This window comes from Pseudophaeobacter sp., assembly GCF_039971195.1.
Lineage (GTDB): Bacteria > Pseudomonadota > Alphaproteobacteria > Rhodobacterales > Rhodobacteraceae > Pseudophaeobacter.
In genome coordinates this window covers 1-21,690 of the sequence record NZ_JBDWPJ010000221.1, presented here as the reverse complement: position 1 = coordinate 21,690, position 21,690 = coordinate 1, and the positions used below count along the sequence as shown (strand labels likewise).

Here is a 21,690-nt window from a genome sequence, read left to right as displayed (position 1 = left end):
CTATGGCGGCACCGGCCTCGCCCCGGCGGCGCATCTGATGCGCCACTATGAGGCCAAGGTGGTGCTGGTCTCCCGCGAAGGCCTGCCTGCGCGGGCCGACTGGCCCCGCTATCTGGACAGCCACAGTCCGGCCAATCGCATCGCCCAGCGCATCCGCGCGGTGCAGGAGCTGGAAGAGATCGGCAAGGGCAGCCTTCTGCCGTTGGCGGCAGATGTCTGCAACAGTGCCGAGATGCGCACGGTGCTCGCCCAAGCCGAGGCCGAGTTTGGCAGCCTCAACGGGGTGATCCACGGTGCCGGCCATATCGAAGACGGGCCAATTCTGGCCAAGAGTGATGAACAGATCGCGCGGGTTCTGGCCCCCAAACTCACCGGCCTGCGGGTGTTGCACGATCTGTTCCCGGATGGTGCCTTGGATCTGATGGTGCTGTTTTCCTCCTCCTCTACCGTGACGCGGCCTGCGGGGCAGATCGACTATGTCGCGGCAAATGAATATCTGAACGCCTATGCGGCGCATCGCCGAGATGACAAGACCCGCGTCACGGCCATTGACTGGGGTGTCTGGGCCGACACCGGCATGGCCGCCGAAGCCATGGCAGCCCGTCAGGGCACCGCTGCCCCAAGCCCACGTGAAAGCTGCGCCCAGCCTCTGCTCGAAACCCAGGGGTTTGACGCATTTGGCAATGCGATCTTTGCCTCCATGCTGGATGCCCAGCAAAGCTGGCTGTTGGATGAACACCGCACCAAAACGGGCACCGCGCTGGTGCCTGGCACCGGCTATATCGAATGGGTAGCAGAGGCCCTCACCGCGCAGGGTTTTGAAGCCCCCTTTGAAATCAGCGATCTCTACTTCCTGCGCCCCCTGGTGGTGGATCCTGCAGCCCCGCGCGAGATGGTTCTGCGTCTCACCGCCCAGGAAGCGGGCTATAGCTTTGCTTGCCACAGCGCCTTGCCCGAAGGTGGATATGCTTTGAGCTGCGAGGCCGAAGTGACCCTGCTGCCAGAGGTCGCGGTGCCACCACCGCTGGACCTCAAGACCATCCAAGCCCGCTGCCCTGCGGTAAAAAAAGCGCCTGCACATGGGGTGTTGCATTCCCCGCAAGAGGCGCATCTGGATTTTGGTCCGCGCTGGCAGGTGTTGAAACAGGCTGCTTTTGGCAGCGCGGAAGGTCTCGCCCGCCTGCATCTGGCCAAGGCAGCGCAACAGGACAATTGCCTGCTGCATCCCGGCCTGATGGATCTGGCCACCGGCTGGGCCATTGCGCTGGTGCCGGGCTATGATGGCTCTGATCTTTGGGTGCCACTGGGCTATCACAGCCTGCGCGTCTTTGCGCCTTTGACGCTGGAGATCTGCAGCCATATGCGGCTCGCAGCCGGAGCCAATGCTGAAAACGCCCGCTTTGACATCACCCTCACCGATCCCGAAGGCCGCGTTCTGGTCGAGATTTCCGGTTTCCAGATGACCCGGCTTGTTGCGGGTTTTGACGCCACGCCAAGCCTAGACACAGCCGACATCAGCGCCGAGGCGCTGGGGCTTGCCGCAAGTGCCGCGCAGCAACCGCTGTCAGAGGATGAACGCCGCCTGCAGATCAATATCGCCAATGGCATCCGCGCCGAAGAAGGCCCCGAGGCGCTGACCCGCGCCCTCGCCACCGGGCGGGCGCAGGTTGTTGTCTCCTCCCTGGATCTGCCAGCGCTGATCGAACAAACAGCGCAAAGTGTTTCGGGCGCAGGTACCGAGGAGAGCCAAAGCTTTGAGCGGCCTCAACTGGATACAGATTACATCGCGCCCTCGACCCCGCTGGAGGAACAGCTGGCCGCGCTGTTCCAAAGCCTGCTCGGGGTCTCGCAGGTGGGTGTGGCGGACAGTTTCTTTGACCTTGGTGGCCACTCCCTGATCGCGGTGCGGCTCTTTGCCCAGATCAAACGCCAGTTTGACGTCGATCTGCCCCTGGCCACCCTGTTTGAGGCCCCAAGTGTTGCCTCTCTGGCGACCCTGCTGAGCCAGCGCGGCGTGGGCAGCACCGAAGATTGTGCTGACACAGGTACCACAGTAATTGGCGACGCCCCGGCAAACTATACGCATCTGGTGCAACTGCATGCTGGCGCTGATACAGGCGCCCCCCCTTTCTTTGTGGTGGCGGGCATGTTTGGCAATGTCCTGAACCTGCGGCATCTGGCGTTGGAACTGGGCGGTGACAGGCCTGTTTACGGATTGCAGGCCCGTGGATTGATTGGCGGCGCAGAACCGCATCTCACCATCGAAGAAGCTGCACAGGACTATCTGGCCGAGATCAAACAGATCCAGTCCCAGGGCCCCTATCTGCTGGGCGGTTTCTCTGGTGGTGGCATCACCGCCTATGAGATGGCCCAGCAATTGCAGGTGATGGGCGAAGAAGTCGCAGCCTTGGTCTTGCTGGACACTCCGCTACCGGTGCGCCCCAGCCTGACGGGTATCGACAAGGCGCTGATCAAACTGCAGGAGCTGCGTCGCAAGGGAGCGGGCTATCTACTGGAATGGGCCAAGAACCGCATCCTCTGGGAAGTGACCAAGCGCCGTCAGGCCCCGGCGGAAACCGGCACGGCACCGGCCTTCAACAACCGCAAGATCGAACTGGCCTTCCGCCAGGCGGTTGAGGCCTATGCGCTGCACCCCTGGAAAGGTCCGCTGACGCTTCTGCGCCCGCCATTGGACCAGCATTGGCAGGTCTCGGGCGGCAAATGGGTCAGCCAAGAGCGCGAATATGTCTTTGCCGATAATGACTGGAGCCAATGGGCCCCGAGCCTGGAGGTGATCGAGGTGCCCGGAGATCATGACAGCATGGTGTTGGTGCCCAATGTCAGCAGTCTTGCGGCCGCTCTGAAGCCACGCCTAAAACTGCAACCAACTGCCACTGCCCCTGCCGAGGCCGGGCCGATCCCGCAGAATTCCTATGCGCGGGCGGCGGAGTGATCCTATGAGCACAGGCAGCATCCTCACCATTATTCTGAACTACCGCACCCCCGAGATGACCCTCAAGGCCGCCGAGGCAGCGCTCGCCGAGATGGAGGACCTTTGTGGTGAGGTTCTGGTGATTGACAATGGCTCCGGCGACGGCTCCTGGGAGAAATTGCAGGCAGGCGCCGAACAGCGGGGCTGGCAGAGCAGCCGCAAAATCAGGCTGCAGCAATCGCTGGTCAATGGCGGCTTTGGCGCTGGCATGAACATCGGCTTTGCCGCTGGCCTGTCGGATGGTTCTGCACCTGACTACTACTATCTGCTGAATTCAGATGCCTTTGTGCAGGGCCAGACCATCCGCAGCCTGCGTGATTTCCTTGCCGATCACCCCGGTGCCGGGCTGGCGGGGTCCTTTGTGCAGGGCACCGATGCTACGCCCCATCGTACTGCCTTTCGCTTCCCTTCGATCGCAGGTGAATTTGAAATGGCCGCCCGCACCGGTGCCTTTACCCGGCTGCTCGCCCCCTGGGTGGTGGCGATGGAGATGCCCGAGGCCGAGACTCAGGTTGATTGGACCGCCGGTGCCAGCCTGATGATCCGTCGCCCGGTGATCGAAGAGGTCGGCGGCTTTGACGAGACATTCTTTTTGTATTTCGAGGAAACCGATCTGTGCCGCCGCGCCGCTAAGGCCGGATGGCGCACCCACTATGTGCCCCAAAGCCAGGTGACACATCTGGGGTCGGCCTCGACCGGCATGAAGGACTGGGACCGCACGCCCACCTATTGGTTTCAGTCCCGCAGCCACTATTTTGCCAAATCCCATGGCCGCGCCTATGCGGCGCTGGCGACGCTGGCGCGGATTGCAGGCACCGGCCTATATGGGCTGCGCCGCCTGATCCAGGGCAAGCCCCAGGCCGATCCCAATCACTTTCTGCGGGACCTCGTGGCCCATGCGCTTATGCCATCCGCCCGGCCCAGCCCACCAACTGTCCCATCAACAGACCCATCAATTCGTGAAACGCGCCTTCACTCCCCGGTTTCGGAGGATCTCAAATGAGCCATTTTTCCTGTGTTGTCATCGGCAATGAATCCCTTTTGATCGGCTGTGCCGAAGCGGTGCTGGCCCAGGGTCACACCATCACGGCTGTGGTCTCGACCGACAGTGACATTCGCGCCTGGGGGCGGGACAAGGGCCTCACCCTGCTGGATCGGCCCGGTGACCTTCCCACCACAGAGGGGTTTGACTGGCTCCTGTCCATCGCCAACCTGCGGGTGATCCCCGAGCCTGTTCTGGAGCTAGCCCGCAAGGGTGCGGTGAACTTCCACGATGGGCCGCTGCCGCGCTATGCGGGTCTGAATACGCCAAACTGGGCGCTGATGGCGGGCGAGGCGCAGCACGGCATCACCTGGCATATGATGGCGGGTGGCATTGACGAGGGCGATATTCTTGCCCAGCGCCTGTTCGACATTGCCGAAGATGAAACCGCCTTTAGTCTCAACTCCAAATGCTATGCCGCTGCCATGGACAGCTTTGGCGAGGTATTGGAGCAGTTGAGCGCCAATGATCTACAGCGCCAGCCACAGGATCTGTCGGCACGCAGCTATTTTGCCAAGGATCACCGCCCCGCAGCCGGTGCCCTTCTGGATTTCAGCGCCTCTGCCCAAAGTCTGAGCCGCCTGGTGCGCGGGTTGGATTTTGGTGGCTATTGGAACCCTCTGTGTTGCCCCAAACTGCGCATGGCGGATCAGATTCTGGCGGTTGGCAAGGCCAGCCCGACTGAAGGATCAGGCCTTGCCGGCACGGTGCTCTCTGTCACCGGTGCAGTTGTGATCGTGGCCACAAGTGACGGCGCTGTTGCACTGGAAGATATCACCGATCTCTCCGGCAGTGTGGTCGATCTGCCAGCGTTGTTTACTACAGGCAGCAGCCTGCCCGCCCTGGATGCAGAGGCGGCTGGCGAACTGACCGCAGCCCTGGCCCAGAGCCAGAGAGGCGAGGCCCATTGGCGACGAGCCCTGGCCCGGATGCAGCCCATTGCGGTACCTTTGGCCCAGCAAACCAAGGCCAGCGGCATCAGCCGTCATGCGCTGACCCTGCCAAAAGAACTGACTGAGGAACAGGTGCTGAGCGCCACCCTGGCCTGGGCACTGCTCAGCACTGGCGAGGAGCAGGCCGATATTGCCTTTGCCACGCCGCAATCGGAAATTTCCACACAGTTGATTTCAGAGTGGGTTCCTCTCTCTGTGACGCGAAATGCCTCTGTCAGCCTTTTGACGGCTGCGGTAAGGGTTGAGCTGGAAAAGGCCCGCAAATTTGGCGGTTTTGCCCGTGATCTGGTGGCGCGCGCGCCTGAGATTTCAGCGCAGCCCATGCCTCAAATCGGGTTTTCAGCGGACCGGGATGCGGCTCTGCCAGGCTGTATCGCCACCGTTTCGCTGGTTGAGGGCGCCTTGGCGCTGCATGTGGATGACTCCCGGCTGGAACCTCGGGTTGCGGAGCTGCTCGCCGCGCGACTCGAGCTTTTGCTGGGTGTCATCGCATCGCATGGCGACAGTCCCCTGTCAGACCTGCCCATCCTGCCAGATGCCGAACGCCGCGAGGTTCTTGAGGATTGGAACCAAACCGCCTGCGATCTGCCTGCTGAGACAACGATTCAGGCGGCATTCGAGACGCAGGTCGCCCGCACCCCCGAGGCCACAGCCCTGGTGTTTGAAGGCGAAAGCTACAGCTATGCCGCGCTCAACGCTCGCGCCAATGCGCTGGCGGCGCAATTGCAACAGATTGGCGTCAAGCCCGGCGCCCATGTTGGGGTCTATATCAAACGCTCTGCGGATTTGATGGTTGGCGCTCTGGCGGTGCTCAAGGCCGGCGGCGCCTATGTGCCGCTGGACCCTGCCTACCCGCAGGACCGCATCGCGCATTACCTCTCAGACAGCCAGGCCAGTGTGGTGCTCACGCAGGAGGCGCTGCGCGCAGATCTGCCCGCCACCTCGGCCAAGATCATCACCGTCGATGGCACATCCCTGTCGGATGCCACGGCGGCAAATGTCAGCAGCGGTGCCACAGGCGCAGATCTGGCCTATGTGATCTATACCTCTGGTTCGACCGGCACCCCAAAGGGCGTCATGGTGCGTCAGGATAATGTGGCCAATTTCTTTGCCGCCATGGATGCCCGCATCCCGCACAAACCAGGGGATGCCTGGCTGGCGGTAACCTCGTTGTCGTTTGACATCTCGGTGCTGGAGCTGTTCTGGACCCTGTCACGCGGCTTCAAACTGGTATTGTCCAGCGATGAAAGCCGCCTTGAGCTCTCCAATGGGCCCATCGCGATCTCTGATCGGCGGATGGATTTCAACCTGTTCTACTGGGGCAATGACGATGGTCCCGGTCCGCGCAAATACCACCTGCTGCTGGAAGGCGCCAAGTTTGCCGATGCCAATGGGTTCAACGCGGTCTGGACGCCAGAGCGGCATTTCCATGCCTTTGGTGGCCCCTACCCCAACCCTTCGGTGACCGGCGCAGCTGTGGCGGCGGTCACCAGTAACCTCAGCGTGCGGGCAGGTTCCTGCGTCGCCCCCCTGCACCACCCGGCCCGTGTGGCCGAAGAATGGTCAGTGATCGACAACCTCACCAATGGCCGTGCCGGTCTGGGCATCGCGGCAGGCTGGCAGCCGGATGATTTTGTGCTGCGCCCGGAAAACACGCCGCCCGCCAACAAACCAGCGATGTATGAGTGTATCGAGACCCTGCGCAGGCTCTGGCGCGGCGAAGAGGTGGAGTTCCCCCGCAAGGATGGCTCCATGCATAGCGTCATTACCCAACCGCGCCCGGTCTCCAAGGAGCTGCCGGTCTGGGTCACCACGGCGGGCAATCCCGACACCTGGCGCGAAGCCGGCGAGATCGGCGCCAATGTCCTGACCCATCTTTTGGGACAAAGCATCGAGGAAGTCGGCGGCAAGATCCGCATCTATCACGATGCCCTGCGCGCGGCTGGCCATGACCCGGCAGAGTTCAAGGTCACCCTGATGCTGCACAGCTATCTGGCTGAGACCCGCGAAGAGTCCCGCCGCATCGCCCGCGAACCAATGAAGGACTACCTGCGCTCTGCCGCCGGGCTGATCAAGCAATACGCCTGGGCCTTCCCCGCCTTCAAACGCCCCAAGGGGGTCAACAACGCCTTTGACATGCAGCTGGATGCGCTGAGCGCCGAAGAGCTCGAAGCCATTCTGGAATTCGCCTTTGAGCGCTACTTTGAAGACTCCGGACTGTTTGGCACTGTTGACGATGCCCTGGCGCGTACCGAAGAGCTGAAACGCATTGGCGTCGATGAAATCGCCTGCCTCATCGACTATGGCATCGCGCCGGATGTGGTGTTGGAAGGGCTGAAGCCTCTGGCTGAGGTGCTGAAACGCGCCAATACCCCGCAGGAACTGGCCGCAGATGACTTTTCCTTAAGCGCGCAGATGATGCGCCACGGGGTCAGCCATATGCAGTGCACCCCTTCGATGGCGCGGATGCTGGTGCAGGACGACGAGGCCCGCATGGTCATGGGGCGCCTGAAACATCTGCTGGTCGGCGGCGAGGCCCTGCCCGGTGATTTGGTGGGCGCCCTGCACGAGGCCACACCGGCACAGCTGCACAATATGTACGGCCCCACCGAAACCACCATCTGGTCGACCTCCAGCAGCCTGACAGGGCCAGCGACTGGCGTGGCTGGCGTCGCCGAGATCGGCACGCCGCTGGCCAATACCCAGGTCTATGTGCTGGACGAGGCCCAGCGCCCGGTGCCCATGGGCGCCGCAGGTGAGCTTTATATTGGTGGCACCGGCGTCACATCTGGCTACTGGCAACGCGACACCCTGACCGCAGAACGCTTTGTGCAGCTTCCCTTTGCCACTGGAACACTCTATCGCACCGGTGATCTGGTGCGCAGGAGCGCCAAGGGCCAGCTGGCCTTCCTGGGTCGTACCGATCATCAGGTGAAAATCCGTGGCCAGCGCATTGAACTGGGCGAGATCGAAGCCGCCCTGGCCAGCCAGCCCAATGTCACTGGCGCCGTGGTGGTGGAACGCCAGATGGGAGAGGATGCCCAGCTGGTGGGCTATGTCACCCAAGGCCGCGACGCGCCTGCCGACCTAGAGGCCATTCGGGCCGAGCTGACCCGGCATCTGGCTGCCGTTATGGTGCCCTCCCATCTGGTGGCGCTAGAGGCCTTCCCGCTGACACCCAACAAAAAGATCGACCGCAAGGCCCTGCCCGCGCCCAAGCCGGTAGCTGCCAAAAGCGCGCCCGAGGCTGCGGCCGCTGTGCCGCTCAGCGCCGGGGTGCAGGCCGAAATCGCCAAGGTCTGGTCGCGTATTCTTGGCGTTGAAGGCATCGGCGCGCAGGATAATTTCTTTGCCCTGGGTGGTCATTCCTTGCTGGCGGTGCAATCGCACCGTGATATTCGCGCCGCGCTTGAGGTGCCGAAACTGTCGATCACCGATATCTTCCGCTTCCCAACTCTTGCGGGTCTGGCCTCCCATATCGAAGCGCTTGCAGGCCAGGGCACAAAGCCCGATGATCCGGCTCAAGACGAGGCCGCGCAGGCCGCCAAATCCGACACCATGTCGAAACGGCGGGCAATGCGGGCAAACCGCAAAGCACGGGCAGGATGACGGCAGAGACTTCAACTTTGGAAAGGGAGCGGCTTACACAGGTGCGACACAGTCTGGTGCGGCCGCTCTTTGGCGATGATATTGCCTTGGCGGTGAGTAACCCGTTGGGCAATCCGGCAGCGCCTTTGGCCGAGGAAGTCGCCTGCTTGACGCCCACCGCCGTGCCCAAGCGGCGCAATGAATTTGCCGCCGGGCGGGCGGCTGCACATCAGGCGATGCGGCAGCTGGGTCTGCCAGTTCAGGCCATCCCCGTCGGGGAAAACCGGGCGCCGGTCTGGCCGCAGGGGATTGTCGGCTCCATTACCCATACCCGCAGCTGCGCCATGGCCGTGCTGGCCCATCAGGGGGAAGTCCGTGCGCTTGGTATTGATGTGGAAGAGGACAAACCGCTGGCGACGGACCTCTGGCCCGCAATTTGTTCTGACCGCGAACAGGACTGGCTGCGGGCGCAGGGGGATCCCGGCCAGATGGCCAAGCTGATTTTCTCCGCCAAGGAGGCCGCCTACAAATGCCAGTATACGCTGAGTGAGCGCTTCTATGGCTTTGAAGGAATGGAGCTTACGGTCGACACCGCTGAGCGCCGGTTCTCGGCCCGGTTCTGCGCTGACCAGCCACCCTTTGCTGCAGGGGAGTGCATCGGTGGGCGCTTTGCCATCGGGGCCGGGCTCATCGTCACCACTGCCGAGCTGCGGAGTTAAGCCGATGAAAACACGCCGCTGGATATTTGCCGTGCCTGCACTGATTGCCCTTGGGGCGTTTGGGGGGCTGGGGCGATGGCTCTGGCCTGCGCCACCGCTGCCGCCTGTACCGGTGCTGACCCCGCCGGGTGAGGCTCTGCGGGTATTTCATCTGGGCCATTCGTTGGTCGGACCGGATATGCCACATATGCTGGCGCAACTGGCGCCAGAGGGGCATCGCTGGAACAGTCAGCTTGGGTCCGGCACCAATCTGAAACAACATTGGGAGCCGGATCTGGCGATCCTTGACTTTGAAACCACAAATACCGCCCCGACCTTTCGCGAGGCCCGCGAGGCTATCGGCTCTGGTGATTTCGATGCAGTGGTGCTGACCGAGATGGTCGAGTTGCGCGATGCCATTCGTTACTTTGACGGTGCCGACTATTTTCACCGCTGGGCCGATCTGGCCCGCAGCGGCACACCTGCGACCCGCCTTTATCTCTATGAAACCTGGCATCATTTGGATGACCCTGCGGGTTGGGAAACCCGTATCGCTGAAGATCTCGAGGCGCTCTGGCTACAGGGGCTTAGCGGTCAAGACAGCCGGGCCGCGCCTGATCGTCCGGCCTATCTGATCCCGGCAGGCCAGGTACTGGCGGCTGTCGTACAGGCTGCCGAAACCGGCGAGATTGACGGGCTGAACTCGCGCTATGATTTCTTTGCCCAAACCCCAGACGGCGCGCAGGACATGATCCACTTCAATGATTTTGGCGCCTATGTCGTGGCGCTCACTCACTATGCCGTGCTGTATCAGAAGTCCCCTGTTGGCCTGCCGCATCGGCTTACCCGCGCTGATGGCAGCCCGGCCAACAGCCTACTGTCTGATGCGGCACAACGGGTGCAACAGATCGTCTGGGACAGGGTTCTGGCCCATCCGCGCAGCGGGATTGCCGAAGCTGCCCAAGCCGGAGATGGATCATGAACCTAGAGGCGCTGATCACTTCGGTGGTGATGGTGGGGCATTCACTGTTTGGCCCCGACAACCCGGTGATGCTGCAGCAATTGCTGGGCGAACAGCCCGGTACCGCTGCTGCGCCAAAGGTCGAGGCCCAGATCATCAATGGCGCACCGCTCAGCTACAACTGGCAGCATGCCGACAGCGCCGAGGGCATCAATGCTCGCAACAGGCTGACCGCACCGGTGAATGCGGTGATCGTCACCGAGGCGATCCCGCTGGCCAATCACCTGAAGTGGAGCCATTCCGAACAGGCGGTCACCCAGTTTTATGAGCTGGCCCGCGCTGCCAACCCGGAGGTCCGTTTCTACCTGCAGGAAACCTGGCACAGCCTCAACAGCGGTACCGGCCTAGAGGTGCCCTTTGATGAGGGGGCCGCCACGCCCTGGCGCGATCGGCTGGAACAGGATCTACCGCGCTGGCAGGCCCTTGTCGATGAGGTCAACACCGCCACCAATGGCTCTGTAATATTGCTGCCCGCCGGCCAGGCCATGGCGCGGCTGGATGATGCGATACAAGCTGGCACCGTGCCCGGTTTACGCCAGATCTCGCAGGTGTTTTCCGACGACATCCACCCCAATGACATCGGGTTCTACTATCTCGCCCTGGTACAATACGCGGTTCTGACCGGGCAGGATCCACACGGGTTGCCGCATGAACTTCAGGATCGCTGGGGAAAGAGCTTTACCGCGCCGTCGCAACCACTGGCGCAGCGCCTGCAAGAGCTTGCCTGGGCCGCTGCCAATGGCGAAGCCAGCCAATCCACCGCTCTGCCAGAAGATCCGCCCGCCCCCCCGGCCGAACCCGGGCTTGCCCGGCTGAATGGCCCGGTGCCGGACCAATTGCCCACCCAAACACTCACCAGCCCCCCCCTTGCCCGCCAGCCCATCGCGATGAACCTGATGCCGGTGGCGGACTGGAGCCCGCAGGCACCCTTCCTGGATCAATTCAAAACCGCGCGCCCCTGGGTAGGCCATTTGCCCGGCCAATGGGGCGGCGCCACAGAAGACGACCTCGCGACAGCTGGTTATCTCGATGACCAGGGATGGCCCACAGCCCTGCCGCCCGAGCTGGGTTCAATTGGCACCGTAATCCTCACCGATCTGCCGACTGAAGCTCTCTCGCTTGCGGGGCGCTATGTGCTGCGCTTTGACGGTGAGGGCATCATTGAAGTCTCAGGCCGAGCGCAAAATCAGCGCTACGGCAAGGGCAAAGTCTCGTTTGATTTCACCCCAGGCCCCGGCCCAGTTGAGATCAGGCTGCAGCGTATCAGCGCTGGCGACCATCCGCGCAATATCACCGTGGTGAAAGAAGACCATCTGCAGCGCCATGCCGCGGGCGAGGTGTTTAATCCGGACTGGCTGGAACTGCTCGACGGGTTTGCAGTGCTGCGTTTCATGGACTGGATGGAGACCAATGATTCCATCCTAGTGGGATGGGAAGAGCGCCCCCGGATCAGCGATTACAGTTGGGCCCGTCACGGCGTGCCACTGGAGATCCTGCTTACGCTGGCCAATCAGCTGGGGGCGGACGCCTGGTTCTCGATGCCGCATAGGGCTGACGATAGCTATATCCGCAACTTTGCCCGCGCAGTTGAAGAGGGCTTGGATTTTGATCTGAAGGCCTATGTGGAATACTCCAACGAGGTCTGGAACTGGCAGTTTCATCAAGCCACCTGGGCCGATGAACAGGCGCAGGCGCGCTGGGGCGGGCGGGATTTGTGGATGCAATTCTACGGTGGCCGCGCCGCCGAGGTTTCACTTATCTGGACCGAAGTCTTCGGCGCGGCGGCACCCGAGCGCCTGGTGCGAGTGATTTCCAGCCAGACCGGCTGGCTGGGACTGGAAGAGCAGGTGCTGACTGCGCCGCTCTGGATGGCCGAGGCCGCTGATCGCGAGATCCCCGCCCGCTATTTTGATGCCTATGCGGTGACCGGGTATTTTGGCGGCATTCTCGGCCTGAAGGACCGCGCGCCGATCCTGCGCGCCTGGATCGCCGACAGCCAGCTGCGCGCCCGCGAGGCCGCAGCGGCCCAGGGGTTGCGCGGCGACGCGGCAGATCAGTTCTTCGCCGCGCATCAATATGATGTGGCCAGTGTCCAGGCCGCCACCGAACTGATGGATGGTCTAGTCACCGGCGATACTAATGACACGCTGAGTGATCTATTGGGACGCGTGCTGCCCTATCATAAATCCGTGGCGGCTCAACACGGGCTGGACCTGATCATGTATGAGGGCGGCAGCCATGTGGTGGGCATTGGCCCGATCACCGAGGACGCCGTGCTCACCGGGTTCTTTACCCATTTCAACTACACCGCCGAAATGGGCGCGCTTTATGAGACTCTGTTGCAGGGCTGGCAAGACCTCGGCGGCAGCCTGTTTGGCGCCTATGCCGATGTGGCCGTACCCGGAAAATGGGGCAGCTGGGGCGCCCTGCGCAGCCTTGAGGATCAAAACCCCCGCTGGTCGGCCTTGGAAGCGGTGAAATGAGCAGGCCGCAGGACCCAGATCGCGCCCAAGCACCGCTGGTGAGCGTGCTGATCCCGGCCCACAATGAGGCCGATTACATCGAGACCTGCCTAGCAGCCCTGTTTGCCTCAGATCCCTTGCCGGCGGGAATACAGGGCGAGGTTCTGGTGCTCACCAATGGCTGCACTGATGACACTGCCCGGATTGCCGCTGCCATGCCGGTGCCGCCGGGGTGGCACTGCTCCGTGCTCGACCTGCCCGAGGGCAACAAGCTCAAAGCCCTGAACGCAGGCGATGCCGTAGCCAGAGGAGCGGTGCTGATCTATCTGGATGCCGATGTTCTGGTAGCGCCAGACCTCATTGACCAGATCACTTCTGCCCTCTCTTGTTCTGAACCCCGCTATGCCAGCGGCACTCCGCATCTCGCCCCGGCCCAAAGCGCCCTCACCCGGGCCTATGGCAGGTTCTGGATGCAGCTGCCTTTCGTGCAAAACGGCACCCCCGGCTTTGGCCTCTTTGCAATGAACCGAACCGGACGGGCGCGCTGGCAGAAATGGCCGGATATCATCGCCGATGACATGTTCGCACGGCTCTCCTTTGCCCCGACCGAGCGGGTCAAGCTGCCAGCGTCATATTCCTGGCCAATGGTAGAGGGGTTTCGCAATCTGACACGGGTTCGCCGCAGGCAAAATGCTGGCGTGACAGAGCTGGCCAAGTCCTATCCGGAACTGCTGGTGAACGAAGACAAAACACCGCTGGGGCCAAAACACCTGTTGCGGCTGTTGATCCAAGATCCTGTTGGCTTTGCATCCTATGCTCTGGTGTCGCTGGCAGTGAAATCGTCGCTGTTTCGCTCGGCGCAGCGCTGGACACGTGGGAGGTAAACCGCAGCCGTTGCAACAGACGCGAGATCGCCGCGCGTCAGCGCGGCGCCGGGCCCAACGGGAGGGGATCCCGAGAGGGATCTACCGACGGGCGGGAGCCCCCCCCTTTCTCGGATCCTACGCCGCGCCCTGGCAGGCAGCGCGAAACAGGGCGGCAAGTTTGGCCGCTTCCACATCACTGTCATGGCGTTGCAACACCCTGATACGTCCCGCCACCCCCATGGCATGCAACCGATCATCAGGAGTCTCTGCCACTGTGACAATCGCCTCTGCCAGAACCCCTGCATCACCTGCGGGGACCAACCAGCCGGTCTCGCCCGGCAGCACCAGCTCGGGCGTGCCAGCAATATAGGTGGCCAGAACCGGCCGCGCTGCCGCCATGGCCTCCATCACCACCATCGGCAAGCCTTCAGCGAACGACGGCATCACCAGCGCATGGGCCGCCGCAAGCTCGTCGCGCACCCCCTCCTCCGAGAGCCAGCCTGTGAGGGTGATATTGCCCTGTAGCCCAGCCGCTACGATCGCCGCTTCCAGATCAGCCCGCATCTCGCCATCGCCAATCAGCGCCAGATGCACCTCTGGCTGGGTCTTCACCACCTCACCCATGGCCCGCACCAGCACCATCTGGCCTTTTTGTTCGACAAAACGGCCAATGGCAGCCAGGCGCAGCGGCGCCTCTGGTAGGGGGGCGGGATCTTCAAACTTTGCCGGTTCAATACCGCAATGCACCACCTTCAACCGCTCCCAGGCGCCAAAATCGGCCCAGCGGCTGAGTTGGCTTTTGCCAAAACTGCTGATGGCAACAGCAAACCGCGCCCGGTTGACCTTTTCCCCCAGAGCCAGCGCCCGCGGCGCGTCGAACTCCTCTGGCCCATGAGTGGTGAAACTATATCCCAGCCCGCCAAGAGCCTCGGCCAGCAGGGCCACCGTGGTGGCATTGGTGCCAAAATGTGCATGCAGGTGGTCGACGCCCTCGGCCCGACAGCGCAACACCACATGGGCCGCCTCTGCCAGATAGATCAGATGCCGCAACACCCCAACCTGCGACATCCGGCCCAACCGGACAGCCAATGCCAGCGCCCGCATCCCCCGCAACGGTGCTACCAAGGCCAGCCGCAACAAAGCCGCCAACAGGGATAGGGCACCGGCCTGCAGAACATATTGCGTCTTGCCTGCCTCTGCCTGATCGCCGGGATCCACCAATGGCGCCGATCCCGGCCGCATCGCCAGCCGCAGCACCGAGATCCCCTGACGTTCCAGGGCCTGGATTTCGCGGCGGATAAAACTATGAGAAGGCTGCGGGTAAGAGTTCAGAACATAAGCTACTTTCAAAGGCCTATACTCCAGTTAGCCCTGCGGATCATGGCTAGGGTAGCGGCTCTCGGCCCCCTTGCCTAGAGCTGGCTGGCCTCGGTCGTCATATCCACTCCAATGGTCCAAATGCCTGGTGATTGTCAGCAATACCGGACCGCAGTCCAAGGAATAGTGGGGCGGCACCGGCGCTGCAATTGACGCGCCTGTGCCCGCTGCATAGCCTAGCGCAGAATTACTCCAAAGTTCCCGACCACCCGGAGATCACATGACGCAAACAAGCCGCCGTTTTACTGACCTCTTTGGCGGTCAGGGCTTGATGGCGCGGGTGCTGCGGTCGGCCTCTTGGCTGATGATCGGCTATGGCGGCAGCCAAGCGTTGCGACTGGCCGCCAATCTGGTGCTGGCGCGGCTGCTCTTTCCCGAGGCCTTTGGTCTGATGGCGCTGGTGACGGTGGTCACCGTTGGCTTGTCACTGTTCTCGGATGTGGGGATTGGCCCGTCGATTGCGCAGAACGCCCGCGGCGATGATCCTGATTTCCTCAATACCGCCTGGAGCATTCAGGTGCTGCGCGGTTTTTGCCTCTGGGCAATGACATTGCTGCTGGCCTGGCCGATGGCCTGGTTCTACGCCGCGCCAGAGCTGCTCTACTACCTGCCAATTGCGGGCATTGGACTGGCCATTGCCGGTTTTAACCCCACCCGGATCGAGACTGCCCATCGCCACCTTCTGGTCGGACGCGTCACCCTGCTGGACTTCGGCGCCCAGGTGATCGGAGTGGGCTCCATGGTGGTTTTGGCCTGGATGAGCGGCTCGGTAATTGCGCTGGTGCTGGGTGGAGTCATTCAGGCCACGGCCAAACTGGCCCTCACCCATTTTGGCCTGCCGGGACAGCGCAACCACTTCCGTTGGGAAGCCGCAGCCGCCAAGGAACTGGTGCGTTTTGGAAAATGGATCTTCCTATCCACCGCCTTTTGGTTTCTAACCTCGCAGGGCGATCGCGCCATCCTGGGGAAATTTGTCTCGTTAGAGGTGCTGGGCATCTACAATATCGGCTTTTTCCTCGCCAGCTTTCCAATGCTTTTGGGCCATGCCGTGAACCAACGGCTGATGATCCCGGTCTACCGGGACAAACCGGTTTCAGTTGACCCTGCCAACCGGCGCAAACAACGCCTGCTGCGCGCCGGGCTGACCACAACAATCTTGTCGATGCTGCTCTTGATGGCCTGGATTGGCCCCTGGCTGGTCGATCTGCTCTATGATGCCCGCTATCAACAAGCCGGAGCGATGATCGTGATGATTTCGCTGTCGCTGGTGCCGGCGGTGATCACCATGAGCTATGATCAGGCCGCCCTGGCAGCGGGCGACAGCCGTGGCTTTTTTGTCTTCACCGCCAGTCGCGCCCTGTTGCAGACAGTTCTGTTCCTTCTGGGTACGGTCTGGTTTGGCCTGCCGGGCGGCATTCTCGCCATGGGGCTATCGATGCTGGTGGCCTATCCGGTACTGATCTGGCTGGCCCACAAGCACCAGGCCTGGGACCCGGCCCATGATCTGCTGTTTGCGCTGCTAGCTCTGGGTATCGGTGCTGGCGCAACTGTCTGGCATCTGGAGCGGATCACCGCGATGGTCATCACCCTGTCTCCCTAGGAAGCCCGGCAAACAGCCCGCTTGCCTTCAGGAGCCGCGACGCGCCAGTCGCTGGGGCAACAGCCGCCGCAAGCTGCGCAGCAAACCGCCAAGCCCCCGTCGCGGCGGCGTGGTATCGAGAACCGGGATCGAGGCCACTGGCGCCAGACCGGTTTCCCGCTCCATCTGTGCGGCAGAGCGCAACACCGGGGCCCGCAGTTCCAAGGCAAAAGCCACACCAAGGGCCACCAAGAGACTGGCCATCCCTCCCATCAACGCCTTGTTCTTGCGCGCAGAGGTCGAGGGGTAATCCGCCAGCCCGGCTGGCTCCAGCACAGTCAGGCGTTCGCCCTGGCGTGAGGTTTCCAGACGAAAGCCGACCTCGGCCTCGTTGCGGTGGGTAGATTCGGTTTCCAATTCCCCCTGCAGGGATTGCATTCTCCGGGCATAGACTCCCAGCTGCCGCTGCACCTCGGGCGTGGTTTGCAAGGCCGCTTCCAGTTCAGCCTTGCGCGCGCTCAACAGATCGTGTTGCGCATCCAGCGTCGCAAGCTGCTCCTGCGCCTCTGCCAGCATGCGCCGCGCCGTAGCGGGACGTTCGGTGGCGCTGGCCTGATCCGCGGCGCGGCGGATGAGGATTTTTTCGCGCGCAATATCCAGCAGGCTTTCATTGATGGCCGCAACCTCGTTACGGCGGAATTCGACCGTTCCCGGCAGCGCCACATCATTGGCGGCATGAAAATCAGAAATCTCGTCCTCCAGGGCGGCGATCTGACTGGCCACGGCCGCTTCCGTTTCAGCAAAGAAGCTCAGGGTTTTGCGGGCCTGTTCAATGCGGCTGGCGACGCTCAGCTCAATGGTGCGGCGGCCAAATTCGCTGGCCACGAGTTGCGCCTGCTCAGCCGTCGGCATCATCGCGGTAATGGTCAGAACCGAAATGGTGCCGTCATCGGCAAAACCTTCCCGCACTGCCGCCACGCCGGTAATGCTGACTGCATTGCGCAGCATCACGACCTTTTCAGTGGATGTCAGGGCCGGCATATCCGCATAGAGCGCATATTTTTCGATGATCTCGAGCAGGGTGCCGCGCGCCATCAGCCGCTGTTCAATCAGCTGCATACGCCGCGCCGAAGAGCCCTCGACCGTGGATTTGGCCAGATCATCAGCAATGGTAGGCCGGGTGACCTGGATCACCTCGGCGCTGTGGTACATATGCTGCTGACTAAGCGCCATCCAGAGCGACAGAATGCATCCCACAACAGTAACATAGAGAATGACAGCAGCGCGACGGCGCAGCATGTCAAAAAAATCTGCCAGCGAAAAAATCGGCCCCATGGCTCTGCTCTCTTTGTCGTCACGTCCCAGATCCTGCCTGCCAGAGGCGCAACAGGCCAGAGCAAACGGATGTATTCACCGCTTCTTACAGCACAGCAACCGGGCAAAACTGTGGCTCGGACAGGGTTTCCGGAGGTGCGAAGCCGGATTTTAGGGGGTGACTTGCGTCTTGTCGGTCTGTTGCGCCCGGTTCAGCACGACGCCCAGCAGCGGCGCATGGCCTGCGAGCATCTTTTCGCAGGCGGCCAGCTCAGCCGCGGTGGTCTGGTCCCCATCCGAGATCAGCAAGACACCATCGACCTGCGGCAAAAAGGCGGTGACATCATCGTGCTCAAGCACGGGGGGCAGATCAAACAGCACCGTGTCAGCCAGAGTCTCGTCAATGAGATCAGAGATTACATCCGCTGCGCGGCGGTCATGCAGGATTTCAGAGGCATTCTGGTCGGGCACGCAGTTGGTTCCAACGGCCAGGGTATCAGACAGGCGCTGCATATGCTGGCCAATCGGCACCTCTCCGGCGAGGAAATCCGCCATATTACCATGCGCAGCGATGCCCAACGCGGAGGCAAGGCCTGGTTTGCGGAAATTCATATCCATCAGCAGGGTACGGCTTTGGTGCACCCGAGCCAGGCTGAGCGCCAGATTGACCGCGCAAAAAGTGGTCCCACCGCCAGCTGCCGGGCTGGTCACTGCCACCCGCTTCCAGCCATGGGCCTTGAGACTATGCAACAGGCGCGTACGCAAGAGATCAAAGGCCCGTGCTGTCGGCGAGCTGCGAAAGGCGCTGACCAGAGGCAGGCGCGAGGGTTTCTGCCCCAGGAAATCAAAGGGCACTTCTGGCATTTGCCGCCAGGGATCAAACCGCGTGGGCAGGGAAATCTCTGGTTCTTCGGCGATATCAACCCGCGATGGTTGCTCCAGTTCAAGCGGCGGCACCGGCGTTGCGGCGGGTTTGGCAGCGGGGCGAGGTCTGGCCGGCGCAGCAGCAGGTTTGGCACCTTGTGGCGCCGTGACCTCTGCGGCTGTGTCCTGATCAACCGCCTGCGTCTTGCGACGCTGAAATCTTTTGAAGCCCTTCTGCGTCATGCGGTCCTCACCGTCCGTTTCAAAAGCGCGGGTTTCTGTGGCGCGAGCATCCGCGCCAGTTTGCCCATTGCCAGGGGCTGATACAGCAAAGTGTTTCATGCGTCATCTCCTGACAATAATACCATAGGGCGGTTGCGTGGTCTTTGGCCCCTTCAACCCCAACTCCCCGCCGCTTTCTTCAGTGGTGCTTGGGTTGCGGGGTATTGCGATGGACTGCCCGCAGTCAAAGGCAAAGAGATTAAGATCCAGTGGGTTTGACAGCGGGCACGATCTAGCGGCCCATTGCCAATCGGAGGCTCCTTAGTAGCCTGATTAGTAACCTGTGCCCTTGGCCACGACACCAAAGGTGCGCCAAATCAGGGTCAGATCCTGCTGCAGGCCCATCTGGCGCAGGTAATCGGCATCAGCCTTGGAGCGTGAGGCAAAGCTGCTCTCATTGCGGGTCGAGACCTGCCAGATCCCTGTCAGGCCCGGCTTGACCGCAAAATAGGCAGAGGCGTCACCATACAGGGGCAGCTGATCCGGCATCATCGGGCGAGGGCCAACCAGGCTCATCTCTCCGATGACGACGTTCCACAGCTGCGGCAGCTCATCCAGCGAAGTCATGCGCAGGACACGACCAACCCGAGTGATCCGCGGATCATTCTTCAGCTTTTGGGTCCGGTCCCATTCGCGGCGCATCGCTGGGTCGTTGCGCAGGCACTCCTGCAAACGCGCATCCGCGTCACGTACCATGGTGCGCAATTTAAAAATCCGAAAGGTCTTGCCGTGTTGGCCCAGACGCTTTTGGCTGTAGATTGGCAGGCCGCTCTCAAACCAGAGCAGTAAAGCCGCGATCCCCACGATGGGCAGCACAACGGGCAGTGCCAGCAGGATCAGGAACAGATCCAGCATGCGTTTTCCAGCGGCACCGTAGGTGCTATTGCGACCACCTGCGGCAGCAATCGCCTGGCTGATTGTCGGAGCTGTAACCGGCCCGTTTGAAGGGACGGCAACTGTCATCAGGGGCGGCGCGCCCGCAACAGTGGACAAAGGCAAGGAAAAACCAGACACGGTCAGCGTCTGCTCGGTCCCTTTTGATACGAAATCTCTCATCGTCACCCCATGCGCTCATAGCCTCAGCCACCGGTAAAGCCCCGGCATCATCCGCTATCAATTGTCTTAAAGCCCGCCGCAGCAGCTGATCGGGCTCGGTGTCACGTGCCGGGTGTTTTCCGATCCATGCCCCCACATGTTTCGGCCCTGCAGAATGCCTGGGTCAGATGACCCCGTGGCTGTTTCAAGCTACAGCATTCCGTGACAAGGATATATCTAGTCAATTTGGTAAGAATTATAACTAAAGTATAAGAATTACGGCAAAAAAGGGCCCGGAGCACCCAAAAGTGGAAACAATACCCGCAAAACGCCCCTGACTATCTTTGGGTTTGGAGGAATGCATGGAGTCGTTACCTTTTTTAGGCCGCCAAAAAGCCTGATTCCGTGGCCTTTGCCTGCCACACCGAGGTGGCTTTGGGCTGCTCCTGCGATAGACCAGCCTGATCGCAGGGTTTGAAACCCGCCCCCAGCAGCGCTATGACACAGGCTACTCCCCGGGCGCTGTCGGCACTGCGCCGCTATGCCCCTCAACAAAGGTCCAGTCCAATGCGCTCTTCAAACTCCTCGTCCGACTGGACCGCCGCCCTGATCGAGGATAACAGGCTGACCCTATGGACCCTCAAGGCCAGTCAAGTGGTCGAGCTTCGTAGCTTTTCACGCAGGGCCCCGGACCCAGAGCTGGATCTGGTTGACGCCCTAACTCAATTGGGCGCTGCTCAAACCAATCCTGTCCTTGCCGACGGTCTGGGCCCGCGCCCTTCCGTACAAATTCCCAGCAAACCGGCTGATCTGACACCCAAGAGTTATGACTTAGAGGGCTGGCAGATCCACGCCCTGCCCGGTCTCGGCCAGCAAAACCCTCTTGCCTTGATGCAGGGTCGCTCTGCGCAGATTGCCGGTTTTCTAGCGCTCAATCCAAAATGGGACGGGGTAATCTGCCTGCCCGGCGCCGTGACCCACTGGGTGCAGGTGAGCGCCGCCGAGGTGGTGAGCTTTCAAAGCACCCTGACAACAGGACTGCACGATGCATTGGCCTCAAGCCTGAGCCTGGAACAGGCCTGGTCTGAAAGCGCCCTGGTCGAGGCCGCCGCCGATACCATGTCCCACCCCGAGCGGCTGGCCTCGCGGCTGGCAGAGATCTCGGCCGCGGTTCACTTCACCGGAGCCAGCCCTGAGGCCACAGGCAGGCTCTGGGGCTGCCTTCTGGGGGCAGAGCTTGCAGCCGCGCGGCCCTATTGGCTGGGGCAGAACCTGGCCATGATCGCCACCGATCAGCTGGCCGCGCCCTATCTGGCCAGTTTTGCCGCCCAGGGCCTGCCGGTCACCCAGGCCCAGCCCGAACGGATGGCGCTCGAAGGCCTGGTACAAAGCTGGCGCCAGATGAACGGGGCGACGCCAGACTCAAAGGGGTGATTGGCATTTCAACAGCCAGGCAGCAGGTGTTTGGGTTGCACAGACAAGATATCATTCTTTTCCTAGCCGTGCTTCTCTTGGGCAGTGCCACACTTCCGCTGCCGCGCAATGGCTGGGAACTGGGGTTAGGCTTTGCGGGTCTATGCGGAGTGATACTGCTCTTATGGGGTGCACGAGGGGCAG

General features: G+C 61.9%; 13 protein-coding genes. 9 read left to right on the top strand and 4 right to left on the bottom strand.

Going from position 1 to position 21,690, the window contains the following annotated elements; translation table 11 throughout:
* The 7 genes from ABJP42_RS19225 to ABJP42_RS19195 form a co-directional block, all read left to right on the top strand.
* Positions 1-2,953: SDR family NAD(P)-dependent oxidoreductase (locus tag ABJP42_RS19225; protein WP_348343319.1), on the top strand; the 2,953-nt coding region annotated here is incomplete at its 5' end.
* A gap of 4 nt (positions 2,954-2,957) precedes the next feature.
* Complete coding sequence (locus ABJP42_RS19220; protein ID WP_348343317.1) at positions 2,958-3,995, top strand: glycosyltransferase family 2 protein; 1,038 nt, start codon at positions 2,958-2,960, stop codon at positions 3,993-3,995.
* Positions 3,992-8,596, top strand: a complete 4,605-nt coding sequence (locus ABJP42_RS19215; RefSeq protein ID WP_348343315.1) for a MupA/Atu3671 family FMN-dependent luciferase-like monooxygenase — start codon at positions 3,992-3,994, stop codon at positions 8,594-8,596. Before ABJP42_RS19220 ends, ABJP42_RS19215 begins: the two co-directional genes overlap by 4 nt.
* Positions 8,593-9,294 carry a 4'-phosphopantetheinyl transferase family protein gene (locus ABJP42_RS19210; protein ID WP_348343313.1) on the top strand — a complete coding sequence of 234 codons (702 nt, stop codon included), beginning with the start codon at positions 8,593-8,595 and terminating at the stop codon, positions 9,292-9,294. Before ABJP42_RS19215 ends, ABJP42_RS19210 begins: the two co-directional genes overlap by 4 nt.
* 4 nt (positions 9,295-9,298) lie before the next feature.
* Positions 9,299-10,255, top strand: a complete 957-nt coding sequence (locus ABJP42_RS19205) for a hypothetical protein (RefSeq protein WP_348343311.1) — start codon at positions 9,299-9,301, stop codon at positions 10,253-10,255.
* The gene (locus ABJP42_RS19200; protein ID WP_348343309.1) at positions 10,252-12,777 is read left to right on the top strand and encodes a hypothetical protein; all 2,526 of its coding nucleotides are present in this window, start codon (positions 10,252-10,254) and stop codon (positions 12,775-12,777) included. The genes ABJP42_RS19205 and ABJP42_RS19200 overlap by 4 nt, the downstream gene beginning before the upstream one ends.
* A complete protein-coding gene (locus tag ABJP42_RS19195) occupies positions 12,774-13,640 on the top strand; it encodes a glycosyltransferase family 2 protein (protein ID WP_348343308.1) in 867 nt (288 codons plus the stop codon). Before ABJP42_RS19200 ends, ABJP42_RS19195 begins: the two co-directional genes overlap by 4 nt.
* A gap of 117 nt (positions 13,641-13,757) precedes the next feature.
* Here ABJP42_RS19195 and ABJP42_RS19190 read toward each other — a convergent pair whose 3' ends face one another.
* A complete protein-coding gene (locus tag ABJP42_RS19190) occupies positions 13,758-14,972 on the bottom strand; it encodes a glycosyltransferase (protein WP_348343306.1) in 1,215 nt (404 codons plus the stop codon).
* 247 nt (positions 14,973-15,219) lie between these two features.
* Here ABJP42_RS19190 and ABJP42_RS19185 point away from each other — a divergent pair, with 247 nt between their 5' ends.
* Complete coding sequence (locus ABJP42_RS19185; protein ID WP_348343304.1) at positions 15,220-16,599, top strand: oligosaccharide flippase family protein; 1,380 nt, start codon at positions 15,220-15,222, stop codon at positions 16,597-16,599.
* A gap of 27 nt (positions 16,600-16,626) precedes the next feature.
* Here ABJP42_RS19185 and ABJP42_RS19180 read toward each other — a convergent pair whose 3' ends face one another.
* From ABJP42_RS19180 to ABJP42_RS19170, 3 genes are all read right to left on the bottom strand, one after another.
* Entirely contained in the window at positions 16,627-17,913 is a 1,287-nt protein-coding gene (locus ABJP42_RS19180) for a GumC domain-containing protein (RefSeq protein ID WP_348343302.1), read from the bottom strand.
* Positions 17,914-18,063: 150 nt separating this feature from the next.
* Entirely contained in the window at positions 18,064-19,098 is a 1,035-nt protein-coding gene (locus ABJP42_RS19175) for a CpsD/CapB family tyrosine-protein kinase (RefSeq protein WP_348343300.1), read from the bottom strand.
* Between the two features lie 213 nt (positions 19,099-19,311).
* Positions 19,312-20,001 carry a sugar transferase gene (locus ABJP42_RS19170; RefSeq protein WP_348343298.1) on the bottom strand — a complete coding sequence of 230 codons (690 nt, stop codon included), beginning with the start codon at positions 19,999-20,001 and terminating at the stop codon, positions 19,312-19,314.
* Positions 20,002-20,640: 639 nt separating this feature from the next.
* Here ABJP42_RS19170 and ABJP42_RS19165 point away from each other — a divergent pair.
* Positions 20,641-21,507, top strand: a complete 867-nt coding sequence (locus ABJP42_RS19165; protein ID WP_348343296.1) for a 2-dehydro-3-deoxygalactonokinase — start codon at positions 20,641-20,643, stop codon at positions 21,505-21,507.
* Positions 21,508-21,690 lie beyond the last annotated feature (183 nt).

What these genes read in the sequence shown, in the direction of transcription:
- ABJP42_RS19220 (WP_348343317.1), top strand. Translation starts at nt 2,958, where the DNA reads ATGAGCACAGGCAGCATCCTCACCATTATTCTGAACTACCGCACCCCC.
- ABJP42_RS19215 (WP_348343315.1), top strand. Translation starts at nt 3,992, where the DNA reads ATGAGCCATTTTTCCTGTGTTGTCATCGGCAATGAATCCCTTTTGATC.
- ABJP42_RS19210 (WP_348343313.1), top strand. Translation starts at nt 8,593, where the DNA reads ATGACGGCAGAGACTTCAACTTTGGAAAGGGAGCGGCTTACACAGGTG.
- ABJP42_RS19205 (WP_348343311.1), top strand. Translation starts at nt 9,299, where the DNA reads ATGAAAACACGCCGCTGGATATTTGCCGTGCCTGCACTGATTGCCCTT.
- ABJP42_RS19200 (WP_348343309.1), top strand. Translation starts at nt 10,252, where the DNA reads ATGAACCTAGAGGCGCTGATCACTTCGGTGGTGATGGTGGGGCATTCA.
- ABJP42_RS19195 (WP_348343308.1), top strand. Translation starts at nt 12,774, where the DNA reads ATGAGCAGGCCGCAGGACCCAGATCGCGCCCAAGCACCGCTGGTGAGC.
- ABJP42_RS19185 (WP_348343304.1), top strand. Translation starts at nt 15,220, where the DNA reads ATGACGCAAACAAGCCGCCGTTTTACTGACCTCTTTGGCGGTCAGGGC.
- ABJP42_RS19180 (WP_348343302.1), bottom strand. Translation starts at nt 17,913, where the DNA reads ATGGGGCCGATTTTTTCGCTGGCAGATTTTTTTGACATGCTGCGCCGT.
- ABJP42_RS19175 (WP_348343300.1), bottom strand. Translation starts at nt 19,098, where the DNA reads ATGAAACACTTTGCTGTATCAGCCCCTGGCAATGGGCAAACTGGCGCG.
- ABJP42_RS19170 (WP_348343298.1), bottom strand. Translation starts at nt 20,001, where the DNA reads ATGACAGTTGCCGTCCCTTCAAACGGGCCGGTTACAGCTCCGACAATC.
- ABJP42_RS19165 (WP_348343296.1), top strand. Translation starts at nt 20,641, where the DNA reads ATGCGCTCTTCAAACTCCTCGTCCGACTGGACCGCCGCCCTGATCGAG.